Genomic DNA, 12149 nt, shown 5'->3' on the forward strand with positions numbered 1-12149 from the left:
CGGCGGCGCGGCTGTAAATCTTCTTCGATACCAAACGACAAGAGGGCGCCATGCGCATTGCACGAGACCTTGCCGACGCAGTCGGGAAAACACCGCTGATCCGGTTAAAGCGCATCAGTGAAGAAACCGGTTGCGAAATCCTGGGGAAGGCCGAGTTCATGAACCCTGGCCAGTCCGTCAAGGACCGTGCGGCGCTGTATATTATCCGGGATGCGATTGCGCGGGGCGAATTGAAACCCGGCGGAACAATTGTCGAAGGGACAGCAGGCAACACGGGGATCGGCCTGGCCCTGGTCGGAGCTTCGATGGGGTTCAAGACAGTGATTGTCATCCCCGAAACCCAGTCCGAAGAAAAGAAAGACATGCTGCGTCTGGCAGGCGCTCAGCTTGTGCAGGTTCCTGCCGCGCCTTACCGCAACCCCAACAATTTCGTGCATTACTCGCGCCGTTTGGCCGAGAAGTTGGCCAAGACCGAACCCAATGGCGCGATTTGGGCCAACCAATTTGACAATGTGGCCAACCGTCAGGCGCATGTGGAAACAACAGGCCCTGAAATTTGGGAACAGACGGACGGCAAGGTCGATGGTTTTGTCTGTGCCGTAGGATCTGGTGGAACGTTGGCCGGCGTGGCCGAGGCGCTGCAGCCCAAGGGTGTTAAGATCGGTCTGGTCGATCCGATGGGGGCAGGGCTTTATTCCTATTATACCACCGGCGAAATCGCGATGGAGGGGGGCTCGATTGCCGAAGGCATCGGTCAGGTTCGCATCACAAAGAACCTGGAAGGGTTTAAACCGGACTTCGCATACCAGATGAGCGACAACGAAGCGCTGCCGTATATCTTTAACCTGCTGCGCGAAGAAGGTCTGGTCATGGGGGGCTCGACCGCGATCAACATGGCCGGTGCGGTACGTCTGGCCAAAGAATTGGGGCCGGGCCATACCATCGTTACTATTCTCTGTGACTATGGCACACGCTATCAGTCCAAACTGTTTAATCCGGAATTCCTGCGTGAAAAAGAATTGCCTGTGCCGGATTGGATGACAGAGGCCCCCCGTAGTATTCCCGGCGTATTCGAGGACGTGTGATGCTGGCACAGGTCCGCCTGTTTTTGGTCCTGGTATTTTTGTGCCTTGTTGGGTTCACAAGCAGCGCGAATGCGCAGTTGACCGATCGGCAAAGCGAGTACTACCAGGGGTGGCTAAGAACGGCGGACCGAGCTGAATCCGTGATCGAGGCGAACCGCGCCTCGGACGCGGCGTTAGAGAATTTACGTTCCGAAATAAACAATTACAGGGACGACTTCAATCGAGCACGCGGAGCAAATACTGACCGTATCAACACGTTGCAAAGTCAAATCAAGGCTTTGGGTCCAAAACCCGAAGGGGACGCGCCCGAGCCTGAAGACATAGCTCAGCTTCGGGCCCATCTTGAAGAACAGCTAAACAGCCTCCGTGTGCCGCGTATCATATCTGATGAGGCTTACAGCCGTGCAAATGGGCTGATCAGCGAAATAGACCAAATCCTGCGCACACGGCAAAAAAAAGAATTCTTTGAGCAGGGTCCATCGCCGATAAACCCGTCACACTGGGGCCCAGCATGGGTGGATATCAAAGAAGCAATCCAGAGCCTGACAAATGAAACGGTAACCAATCTGCGATCAGACGTCGTACGTGAACAGATTCGTGATCGCGGACTGGCGATCTTTGTATTGTTGGTCATTGCGGCTGTACTGCTCATCTTTGGTAAACGTTGGTCTGAACGGGGTGGGGATTATTTGAGGTCCCTGGCTGGTGCCGGTACGGGTGTATGGTCTTTTGCCATATCCCTATTTCGCATTCTGCTGCCTTGGGTTGGGGTGTTGGCCGTGGTCGTAGCAATCAGCCTCACCGGCGTGACCGGGTTGAGGGGAAGCTTGCTTCTGGAAAACGTCCCTTATTGGGCAGCGATCATTTTGTTTTATGACTGGATTGGTCGTCAAGCATATGTGATTGGGGCGTCACAAGGGTTCAAAAGGTTGTCTGCTGCGCGAATTTCCGAACTTCGCGTGTATATCGATCTACTCGCTGTGCTGTTGGTTCTGCACGGAATGGCGCTTTTGTTTGAACGTATTGAAAACGTTTCCGACGCGACCCGTGCCGTCGTAAGTTTTCCGATTATCGTCGCAACAGCGTTGTTGCTTTTGCGAATACGCCAGATTCGATCAACAGACAGCTCAGATCAATCTGCTGCAACCGGCTCTGCGGGTTTCAGTCAAGTCGTAGAGTTCTTGCGTCGGGCGTTGTTCCTCTTGGGCATCAGTTCTCCTGTCCTTGCGATCTTCGGGTACACCAATGCCTCTGAAGCCATCGTGTTTCCAGCGGTGAAAACACTTGTGCTGATCGGCGCGCTGGTCATCCTGCAACGATTTATCAGTCAAGTTTACGGTTGGATCACCGGGCAAGGAGACGCGGCGCGGGATTCGCTGTTTTCGGTATTGGTTGGATTTGCACTGGCCATCATCGCGTTGCCTATTCTGGCGATATACTGGGGCGCGCGTAAAACTGATCTGCTGGAAGCATGGTCGCGGTTGCTGCTTGGATTTGACATTGGTGGCGTCACAATCTCTCCCACCAATTTCCTGACCTTTGTTGCTGTTTTTGCGATCGGCTACACCCTGACGCGACTGTTGCAAAGCGGCTTGCGCAATTCGCTTCTTCCGAAAACCAAAATCGACCCCGGTGGTCAGAACGCAATTGTATCCGGGTCTGGTTATGTCGGGATCACGATAGCCGCGCTGATCGCAATCATGGTGGCAGGCTTTGATTTGTCATCGCTGGCCATTGTTGCGGGTGCACTGTCTGTTGGGATCGGCTTTGGCCTGCAAACGATCGTGTCCAATTTTGTGTCGGGCATCATTCTTCTGGTCGAGCGCCCGATCTCGAAGGGGGACTGGATCGATGTGAACGGGATGATGGGTTATGTCCGTGACATCTCGGTTCGGTCGACCACGATTGAAACCTTTGACCGAACCGATGTTATCGTTCCGAACTCGGATTTGATCAGCGGCGTGGTGACCAACTATACACGTGGCAACACGATCGGACGCGTCATCGTTCCTGTGGGCGTAGCGTATGGCACTGATACGCGACAGGTTGAAACCATTCTGGGCGAGGTTGCTAATAACCACCCGATGGTTTTGGCCAACCCTGCACCCAGCGTTGTTTTCCAAGGGTTTGGTGCGGATTCCCTGGATTTCGAGATTCGCGCAATCTTGCGTGATGTGAACTGGGTATTGTCCGTGAAATCGGACATGAACCATGAAATCAACCGCAGATTCGCAGAAGCCGGGATTGAGATTCCCTTTGCTCAGCGAGATGTTTGGTTGCGCAATCCTGAAGCTCTCCAACCTGCTGAAAATGAAAAGCAGGGGCCTGTTAAGCCTGAGCCAAGCACGCCAAACACTCTTTCGAACAGGCCCGTGGATATGACAGAGGCTGATTTGGATCCCGATACCGGGGATGAGGTGTGATTGCGTAACTGCTGCCTCTGAACGGGCAGGTATTTGCGTTGTGAAAGCCGCGTGAGAACTGAATAACTTATTTGTTCCGTTCCCGATTTTTCGCCACATTGGGGCCTTGCAAATCTAACCGCATTGGTCCAAATAACGCCGACACGGAGAGGTGGCCGAGTGGTCGAAGGCGCACGCCTGGAAAGTGTGTAGGCGGGAAACCGTCTCCAGGGTTCGAATCCCTGTCTCTCCGCCATAACCTTCCTAAAATTGACGGCAGTAGGCGAACTGGTGCTGGTCGAGTTGTTTCACTGTTGGCAAACTTCGAAACTTTCGTGATGAACGAACGGGTGGGAGCGGTCATTAAATCTCGGCGCTTGCGTTTGCTACATCTGCTGCATTGATCCCTTGAAGTTGTTCACCCGCTGAAACCTGTGGCGGTTCTGGTTTGTATTCCCCAAAAGTTCTCCGTCGGCCGGATCGGGTAGATCATAAACGTTAACAAAAATATCAAATTGATATAGACTTGTGGTGTTATTGATCAGTAACGCGCGGGTATTCGTGTGGCACAGACACTTTATGAAAAGTATGGCGGCTTCAAAACAATCAGCCGCGTAGTAATGACCTTCTATGAGATGGCATTGGATTCTGACGAAATCGGCCATTACTTCGAAGACATCGATATGCCCCGTCTGATCGACCATCAGACGAAGTTTGTGTCTTCGTTAATCGGCGGTCCTGCATCCTTCAACGACGACAGAATTGAAGCTGTTCATCGGCATCTGAACATCTCGCACGATGAATTCGACGTCATGGCGGAACTGTTCGGCGATGCGCTGAGCGTTCATGGCATGTCGGACAATGACATCAAAACAGCGCTGGCTGCAATTGAGGGCAAACGGTCCATCATCGTCGTCCGGACAGCGGCATGAGCATACTGGCAATCAATGAGCAACTGTTGCGTGCCATTGGTGTTGGTGTCGCCGTGGTTCGTGCCTCGGATCTGGAGTTTGTGTTTCACAACGGACCTTTCGCGGAATGGTTTGGGGTACCAGAAGAAGGCAATACGCTTACAGACATTCTGCCGGACCTCGACTCCAAAGAGCTGGAGGATGTCAAACAATCTGGCCTTAGGTATTCCGTCGAGCTTCAGATCAAACCAAAACGCCGAACGTTGATCTTTGCGGTGGCAGTGTCTCTGGCCAATGGTCTTTCTGAACAGGTGCTGATTGTCGAATGTCAAAACATCACGCGCATTCGCGAGTTGGAAAGCATGATCGACAGCTATTCCACTATGGTCGAGCGCAATACCCGAGAACTTGAGCGCGAAAAGGAGAGGGTGGAGCGTCTGTTGCTGAACCTGATGCCAAAAGCTGTGTATGAAGAATTTAAGACCTTTGGTGTCGTGACACCGCAGCTGTACCAGCAGGTTTCGGTGGTCATGCTGGATTTTGTCGGGTTCACCGATTTTGCTGCCAAAACGGATCCGACCGTGACCCTTAGTGAGCTGAACGATATTTTCACAGCCTTTGACCGCATCGTCGAGCAATTCGGGTGCGAGCGGATAAAGACAATTGGTGACGCTTATCTGGCGGTGTCCGGCATGCCTGACCCAACCCCGGATCACGCCACGGCCGTTGCACATTGTGCCGTACGTTTTCTGCGTTATCTGGAGCGCCGGAACGAAAGCCACCCGCATAAATGGCAGGCCAGGATCGGTTTGGGGATGGGGGCTGCGGTCGGATCGGTCGTCGGTATTCAAAAATATGTCTATGACGTTTTTGGTCCGGCTGTGAATATTGCTTCCCGCTTGCAAGTATTTGCCAACCCGATGAATATCGTGGCCCCGGAAGAGATGAAATATGCGCTGATCGACGAATTTCAGGTTTCTGACCTTGGGTGTGTCGACATCAAGGGTATCGGCGAGATGGACCTGATCAATGTGACCTCAGGTCTGAGCATGCCACAGGGCAACAGGTTGCTCTGACCTGTTTCAGTCGTCCTGCGGAATGAGGCCAAGACCGCGCAGGTAAATGCCAATTCCACTTTCCAACAATTCTTCGGGTGGGAAAGGTGAAGTCGCGCCCGTGTTGCGCGCGAACAGTTCAACAACACCGTGGCTCATCGCCCAGATATGAGCGCTGAACATTGATGCAGGTGGGCGTTTTTCTGGCGGAATATGTTGAGACAGATCCGCCGCTGCTTTTTCCAAAACCGATTTGGCGCGATTGGCCGCCAGCGAGAGCTCGGTCGTCCGGTTTAACGAAATCCCACTCTCGAACATGGCGATGTAATGGCCGGGGTTCTTGCGGGCAAAGGCCAGATAGGCGCGTCCGGTTGCCTCGAATGCCGCCAGCGCTGACGGTTGCCCCTTGTCATAGGCATATTGCATGAGGTCAGCGAACATCTCGAACCCTTGCCGCGCGGCCTCGGCAATCAGGTCCTCGCGCCCCTGAAAATGGCGATATACAGCTGCGGGCGTCACTCCGGCGGTTTTTGCGGCTTCGGACAGAGTGAAACCGGTCGGGCCTTTTACTTCGATCAGGGACAAGGCGGCCTCGACCAAAGCCTGTTTCAGGTTCCCGTGGTGATAACCGCGTTTCGTCATCCAGCCCTCAGTTGTTTTGATTCAGTGTTAAAAAGCAACGAGATAGCGCATACATGTGCGACCGTCCAACCTTTGCCACCATATGGACGCGATGAAACGAGGGTTTATGCATCCCAAATATCCGGGCCACCGCAAATCTTTGGATCAATCCTTCCGATGCTCTTTTTGTCTTTCTCATCATAGTCCAACGCGTGCAGCACGGTGCGAATGGCAGCGAGACGTGCGCGTTTTTTGTCGTCTGAACGTACAATCGTCCAAGGGCATACGTCGGTGTGCGATCTGGTCAGCGTTTCCGAGATCGACTGTGTATACTCATCCCACTTGTTCAGCCCCGCCACATCGATCGGGCTAAGCTTCCACTGTTTCAGAGGGTCTGTTTCACGCGCCAAAAAGCGGTTCAGCTGCTCTGCACGCCCGACATTGAGCCAGAACTTGAAAAGTTGAATGCCGTCATTCGCCAGACCCATTTCCAGCGGCAAAACCTGACGGAAAAACCGCTCACGTTCCTCCTGTGTACAAAACCCGAAAACATTCTCGACGACACCCCGGTTGTACCAGCTTCGGTCAAAGAACACGATTTCGCCCGCAGCAGGCAGGTGAGAGATATAACGCTGAAAATACCATTGGCTGCGTTCCGCGTCTGAAGGTTTGGCAAGTGCTACGTTGCGCGCGCCGCGCGGGTTCAGGTTTTCACGGAACCGTTTGATGGTGCCACCTTTGCCGGCGGCGTCACGACCTTCAAAGATGATCGCCACCCGCTGGTCGGTTTCTTTCACCCAGGACTGCATCTTGACCAGCTCGATCTGGAGAAGATCCATCTGATCGTCATAGTCCTTGGTCTTCATTTTCTCGCGATAGGGGTAAGAGACGTTCAGAATATCCCCTTTTCCTGATTTTTTGATTTCTTCCCGCACCGCTTTGGGAGCGTCTTTTTGATAATATCTTTCGATTGAACCTTTTTCGGACCGGGCCATATGTCACCTCGCGATAAAATCCATATCTTACTATGGATTAGAGCCCTGACTAACGCAAACCTGCGCGCTGTGCCGCACGATCTATTGCGGCTGCAACTTCCGGGGCGGCGACCACCTGTGGCATATGTCCGATACCGGGCAACTCGATAAGTTCGGCCCCGGGAATCTGGTCAATCAGGCGTTCTGAATGCCATTCAAGACCAACCGTATCGTCAGCGGTTCCGTGGATGATTTCCGTCGGTACGGAAATCTCGCTATATCTTGGCTGTAGGCGTGTGATCTCATCCAACAGATTGGCGCGCTGTTTGGCGTTTGCGTGCATCGAACCCTGCCGGATCGTTAGCCCGGGACCGAAGTGTTCGGCATATCCCTTGGGCGCTGATTGCGGTGCAAACACTTTGTCCAGCGCTTGGGTGACATACCAGTCGGGTATGAACGAGCTGATCAGGGGCAGGGCCAGCGCATTGCCTGCGGTGGTTGAGGCCAGCCGGTTGAACCCATCCAAAGGTGTTTCCCACGGGATAGCAGCGGGGGCGATCAGAACAAGGGCCGAGATGTTATCAGGACGCGTCACAGCCCAGGCAAGCGAGACCGACCCGCCATAGCTTTGGCCTGCAACGATGGGTTTATCCGCCCCAAGCTGAGCCGCTGCACGTTGCAGAATATCTGCTTGTTCGATGATAGTTTCACCGTTGGGGTTAAAGCTTTCAGAATAACCCAGACCAGGACGATCAAACACGATGACACGGAAGTTCTGCGCCAGAATGGGGGCCAGCGCGAAGGTCATGTCACGTGTGTTCCCGCTGGATCCGTGGATCAGAACGACATCCGGGCCTTCTCCCATGACAACGGCATGAACGGCGATGCCGTCGACATCCAGGAAATGACCTTCTGGCGGAAAGGCTGCCTCGGCCATCGCCTCATTCCTGGCGCTGCGCCAAGCGGTCAAAACGGCCAGGCCTAAAACGATAAGACCAATGGATATCAAAGCTTTACTTGCCAATTTCACTCATATCAAAAGGTGTGGACTGATAGATCTCGTTGATCCAGTTGCCATACAGCAGATGCGCATGGCTGCGCCATCGGTTCTGTGGCGTCTTAGAAGGGTCATCATCCGGGTAGTAGTTGACCGGCACGTTGATTGGCGTGCCATTGGCAACGTCCCGGTCATATTCCTGTTTCAACGTATCGCTGTCATATTCGAAATGGTTGAAGATATAGAGTGCACGGTGCTCGGGATCTTCGACCAGACAAGGGCCCACGTCATCGCTACCCAGAAGAGTATTCAGACCAGAGGCGCGATCAATTTCATCTTGTTTCATTTCCGTCCAGCGGCTGACCGGGATCACACAATCATCCGAGAACCCACGCAAGAACGGCGAGGCCGGGTTCAGGTTCCGGTGGCGGAAACAACCAAAGGCCTTGGCATCCAGCATGTGTTTACGCACGCCGTGGAAATGGTTGATCATCGCCATACCGCCCCAGCAGACACCAAAGGTGGAATGAACATTCGTTTGCGTCCATTCGAAGACCTTGCTGATCTCTTCCCAATAGGTGACGTCGTCAAATTCCAGATGCTCGATCGGCGCACCCGTAATGATCAGACCGTCAAACTTCTGGTCTTTGACCTCCTGAAAGGGGCGGTAAAACTCCGACATGTGTTCTGCCGCAGTGTTCCTGGTACGATGTTCCGTCATGCGGATCAGGGACAGGTCGATCTGCAAGGGCGTCGCACCAATCAGGCGGGCGAACTGGTTTTCCGTCTGGATTTTCTTGGGCATCAGATTCAACAACCCGATGCGCAAAGGTCGAATGTCCTGACGCATGGCCTGATCTTCATCCATGACCATGACGCCTTCTTTCGTCAGGACGTCAAAAGCAGGAAGATCAGATGGGATTTTGATGGGCATGTGTTAGACTTCGAAGAGAATAAGGAAAACTGCTAGTTAGGCGTTCTTGGGCTCGGTCTCAAGGGTGCGCTCGATCAACTCATCGAAATCAGCCGCATCGCGGATCTTACCAATGTCATCTGCGGCAATCGTCACGCCCCAGTTTTTGGCCATCGCCTCATAGCGAGGCTGTCGGTGCGCCAGAGCCTGTGCATAGGTCCAGCGGACAAAATCATCGGGGTTTACATCGGATTCTGCGCACCCTTTTTGATCCAGATACTCGGCCCATGTGCGGGTCAGAAAGTCGGCTTGATAAGACATGGGTTTGGGTGCTTTATCGAACCGGCGTACCAATTCGGTTGTGTGTCCTTCATCACCCTTCAGCCAGATCATAAGAGTGTGACGGGACAGCTCTGACAAGATCTGATCCTTGGGGTCTTCGGGGTCGACCCATTCGCAGATCGAACCGCCCGTATCACAAATAAAATGCGGGTATTCATACAAACGTTCAGCACGATCGATGAAATACTCGGTGTCAAGAAGGGCGTGAATTTCCGCCAGGCGGAACTGTTCCTGTCTGCGACGGTACTCTGGCATCTCAAGCCCACCCAGAGCCGGATTGCCTGGTTTGCCAAGATAGGTGGCAACTGGGGTCAGGTTTTCGAACGAAATGTTCGAGCCGATAAAGATCGAATCCGACAACAGCAGTTCTCGTAGAAACGGAACCTTCATAGCCTCGGCCTTGGCGTTGTCGGTGATGTATTCGCCCATGTATCGTGTGCCGATCCGGTAATCGATCGAATAGTGGAACCAGTTCCCAGAATCCCTGAGGATGTTAGAGACATAGGTCTTGCCCAGGCCAGACATGCCAAAGAACAGCACTTTCTTGCGGCGGGCGGTGCGCCAGTCTTCGGCGGAGGTGTAAATCATGGTGAGCTGTCGTCCCTATTTTTGCCTTTGCTAAATCGGGCAACGGACGACGTCAATCACGACGGCCAGAGCGATTGAGTACCAAAAGACCCGTGGCAAGAATGCCAAAGCCCAAATAGGCATTGGGGGGCAGGGCTTCACCGCGCAGTAATGACCCCAGAACGATGGCGACAGGGGGAATAACCAGTGTCACCAACATCAGATTGCCACTGCCGGCCATGGCCAGAACACGGTAGTACAGCAGATAGGCCCCGGCGGTTGCAACGATCGCATAATATGCGATGGCAGCCCAGGTGACGGCTGGCAAAACCAGACTTGGCCAGCCGTCGATCATAAGTGTCAGCGGAAGGACCAAAATGGTCGATCCCGTCAACATGCCAGCCGCAGCAACGATCGGTGGAAGGTCGGACAGAGCGTATCGGGCCCACGCGGCCGCAAAGGCGTACGAAACTGTTCCTGCCAGTACCGCAAGCTGCGCTGTGCTTTGCAGGCTGAACCCAATGAAGTTTTGAATCCCGATGGCAATCGTGACGCCGAAAAAGCCTAGACATACGCCAAACAGACGCGACCTTGTCAGGCGTTCATCGCGAAAAAACAGTGCTGCAACCAGCACTCCAAAAACGGCGGTTGTTGCGTTCAGAATCGCGGTCAATCCGGTGTCGATGTAGAGCTGCCCCCAAGCCATGAGGCTGAAGGGGATGGCATTGTTGAGCAGCCCCATGATCAGAAACGCACCCCAAACCCGAGGCGCACGCGGCACTTTGTGCCCTTGGGCCCATACGACAAGCCAAAGCACCAGCATGGCCCAGAAGGTGCGATGCAGAACGGACGTCATGACTGGAATCGTGTCCAGCGCGATTCGGATCGAGACAAAGGACGCGCCCCAGATGATGCCAAGCAGTAAAAGCTCGACCCAGGCGCGGGGTGAGAGGTGTTTTTGAGCACTCATGGCGTCACTGTCTCATCCAGGGGCTTATACCGCGACCCGGTTCTTGCGAAAAAGCCCCGCTGAAACAGCGGGGCTTTGACATGTACTGAGATGGTGGCGATCAGTTCAGAGCGTATGTGATCTGGAACCCAACACTCCAGGCGCTGTTGCCTGTGAATGTTGCGCGCGCACCGGGACCAGCGCCGTCTGCTGTTGCGTCGCCAATATCCGTATAGCGAATGCCGCCAGAAATCTGTGCATTCTCAAGAGAGTAGGTGCCGCCTACGCCGATGCTCCAGAAACCATCGGTCGGACCGAGGTTTGAAACCGGGGTACCTTGAGACGACTCGTAGCCAAGAGTCACAGCGCCGGAGAACTCTTCCGAGAACTGGTAGCCCAAACCCAGCGAGTAGGTGAAGGTGGCATCGTCATAGTCAACAAGGTTGCTGGTCGGTGGATAGTTTGGCGGGTTGTAAACCAGCTGTGGCCAGTCGACCCAACGTACCGATCCGAACAGCAAGGTTTTGGGGGCAACACCTGTCTGGAAGTCCAGATTGATGGACTGGGGCGTTTCAATTTCGCTGTTGGTGTTGAAGGTTGCAACCGTTCCCGGAGGAATTGGGGGAATTGGCGGTGGGTTCAGAGATTCTGTCTGCGAAAGATCATGGCTGATCTTCGAGTTGTAGGTCAGAGAGACGCGGGCCGCGATCTCAGGCTTTTCCCAGGCTACACCGATTACGTACCCAAATGCTGTGTCGGCGTTCGTGTCTACGTTATAGCCCGCAGCAAGTGGTACGGTGACTGACGCTTTTACGCGCTGCGCACGAATGCCGCCGATGGCACTAAAGCCTCCGTCGAACTTATAGCGCAACAATGCGGTGATCGCATCCGTGTCCGCCGTTGCCCTCAGAACGTCCGACCGACCACCGGGAATTGGGTTGATCGACAGTGGATAATTAGCTGCATATTGGATGTCAGCGCCAAAAGGCTGATCATACATGATCGCGAAATCAAGCTGTTCGGTCAGCGCCGCCTTGTAGCCCAGGTGCGGCGTAAAAAAGTCGTTCGCCACCTCGCCAGAGTCTTGAGGTTGACCAATGTTTGGACCTGCTAATGCAGGCATTGTTCCGGTCACGCTTGGATTGGTATATCCAAGACGGAACTGCACGACCGAGCCTTCTTCGAAAATCAAATTGATCCCCTGACCGCTTCGGTCAAGGCCACCTGCATGGGCTGTCGCGGCCCCAACGCACAGCGCGCAGGTTGTGAGTAATGTTCTTTTCATTCTGTCCTCCCTGTAGGTCTCCTGCGGGTTTTATTGGCGACTGTAGTG

11 protein-coding genes and 1 tRNA gene are annotated in these 12149 nt (G+C 53.9%); 5 read left to right on the forward strand and 7 right to left on the reverse strand.

All coding sequences use genetic code 11. The annotated features are described in order from the left end of the window. The first annotated feature begins 50 nt into the window (after positions 1–50). From I9187_RS06740 to I9187_RS06760, 5 genes are all read left to right on the forward strand, one after another. Positions 51–1085, forward strand: a complete 1035-nt coding sequence (locus I9187_RS06740; RefSeq protein WP_171174399.1) for a cysteine synthase A — start codon at positions 51–53, stop codon at positions 1083–1085. Then, positions 1085–3508 (forward strand): DUF3772 domain-containing protein, encoded by a 2424-nt coding sequence (locus tag I9187_RS06745; protein WP_209509240.1) that lies wholly within the window; start codon positions 1085–1087, stop codon positions 3506–3508. Before I9187_RS06740 ends, I9187_RS06745 begins: the two co-directional genes overlap by 1 nt. A gap of 145 nt (positions 3509–3653) precedes the next feature. Beyond that, a tRNA-Ser gene (locus I9187_RS06750) sits at positions 3654–3743 on the forward strand. Positions 3744–4050: 307 nt separating this feature from the next. Next, the gene (locus tag I9187_RS06755; RefSeq protein ID WP_171174395.1) at positions 4051–4419 is read left to right on the forward strand and encodes a group 1 truncated hemoglobin; all 369 of its coding nucleotides are present in this window, start codon (positions 4051–4053) and stop codon (positions 4417–4419) included. After that, positions 4416–5474, forward strand: coding sequence for an adenylate/guanylate cyclase domain-containing protein (locus I9187_RS06760; protein ID WP_171174393.1), 1059 nt, complete (start codon positions 4416–4418; stop codon positions 5472–5474). The genes I9187_RS06755 and I9187_RS06760 overlap by 4 nt, the downstream gene beginning before the upstream one ends. Positions 5475–5480: 6 nt before the next feature. On the opposite strand, the gene I9187_RS06765 is transcribed toward I9187_RS06760, so the two are convergent. From I9187_RS06765 to I9187_RS06795, 7 genes are all read right to left on the reverse strand, one after another. After that, positions 5481–6095 carry a TetR/AcrR family transcriptional regulator gene (locus I9187_RS06765; RefSeq protein ID WP_171174391.1) on the reverse strand — a complete coding sequence of 205 codons (615 nt, stop codon included), beginning with the start codon at positions 6093–6095 and terminating at the stop codon, positions 5481–5483. A 104-nt stretch (positions 6096–6199) separates the two neighbouring features. Next, positions 6200–7069, reverse strand: coding sequence for a polyphosphate kinase 2 (gene ppk2, locus I9187_RS06770; RefSeq protein ID WP_171174389.1), 870 nt, complete (start codon positions 7067–7069; stop codon positions 6200–6202). 49 nt (positions 7070–7118) lie between these two features. Next, positions 7119–8072, reverse strand: coding sequence for an alpha/beta hydrolase (locus tag I9187_RS06775; RefSeq protein WP_171174387.1), 954 nt, complete (start codon positions 8070–8072; stop codon positions 7119–7121). Then, the gene (gene metA, locus I9187_RS06780) at positions 8062–8979 is read right to left on the reverse strand and encodes a homoserine O-succinyltransferase (protein WP_171174384.1); all 918 of its coding nucleotides are present in this window, start codon (positions 8977–8979) and stop codon (positions 8062–8064) included. Before metA ends, I9187_RS06775 begins: the two co-directional genes overlap by 11 nt. A gap of 36 nt (positions 8980–9015) precedes the next feature. Next, the gene (locus tag I9187_RS06785; RefSeq protein ID WP_171234150.1) at positions 9016–9888 is read right to left on the reverse strand and encodes an ATPase; all 873 of its coding nucleotides are present in this window, start codon (positions 9886–9888) and stop codon (positions 9016–9018) included. A 52-nt stretch (positions 9889–9940) separates the two neighbouring features. Beyond that, positions 9941–10837 carry a DMT family transporter gene (locus I9187_RS06790; protein WP_209509241.1) on the reverse strand — a complete coding sequence of 299 codons (897 nt, stop codon included), beginning with the start codon at positions 10835–10837 and terminating at the stop codon, positions 9941–9943. Between the two features lie 100 nt (positions 10838–10937). Beyond that, positions 10938–12101 carry an outer membrane protein transport protein gene (locus I9187_RS06795; RefSeq protein WP_171174378.1) on the reverse strand — a complete coding sequence of 388 codons (1164 nt, stop codon included), beginning with the start codon at positions 12099–12101 and terminating at the stop codon, positions 10938–10940. Positions 12102–12149 lie beyond the last annotated feature (48 nt).

The organism is Ruegeria sp. HKCCE4148 (assembly GCF_017872495.1).
Lineage (GTDB): Bacteria > Pseudomonadota > Alphaproteobacteria > Rhodobacterales > Rhodobacteraceae > Ruegeria.

Bases quoted from the DNA above. Each gene is read 5' to 3' on its own strand.
- I9187_RS06740 (WP_171174399.1), top strand. From the start codon at position 51: ATGCGCATTGCACGAGACCTTGCCGACGCAGTCGGGAAAACACCGCTG.
- I9187_RS06795 (WP_171174378.1), bottom strand. From the start codon at position 12,101: ATGAAAAGAACATTACTCACAACCTGCGCGCTGTGCGTTGGGGCCGCG.
- I9187_RS06760 (WP_171174393.1), top strand. From the start codon at position 4,416: ATGAGCATACTGGCAATCAATGAGCAACTGTTGCGTGCCATTGGTGTT.
- metA (WP_171174384.1), bottom strand. From the start codon at position 8,979: ATGCCCATCAAAATCCCATCTGATCTTCCTGCTTTTGACGTCCTGACG.
- ppk2 (WP_171174389.1), bottom strand. From the start codon at position 7,069: ATGGCCCGGTCCGAAAAAGGTTCAATCGAAAGATATTATCAAAAAGAC.
- I9187_RS06790 (WP_209509241.1), bottom strand. From the start codon at position 10,837: ATGAGTGCTCAAAAACACCTCTCACCCCGCGCCTGGGTCGAGCTTTTA.
- I9187_RS06785 (WP_171234150.1), bottom strand. From the start codon at position 9,888: ATGATTTACACCTCCGCCGAAGACTGGCGCACCGCCCGCCGCAAGAAA.
- I9187_RS06765 (WP_171174391.1), bottom strand. From the start codon at position 6,095: ATGACGAAACGCGGTTATCACCACGGGAACCTGAAACAGGCTTTGGTC.
- I9187_RS06745 (WP_209509240.1), top strand. From the start codon at position 1,085: ATGCTGGCACAGGTCCGCCTGTTTTTGGTCCTGGTATTTTTGTGCCTT.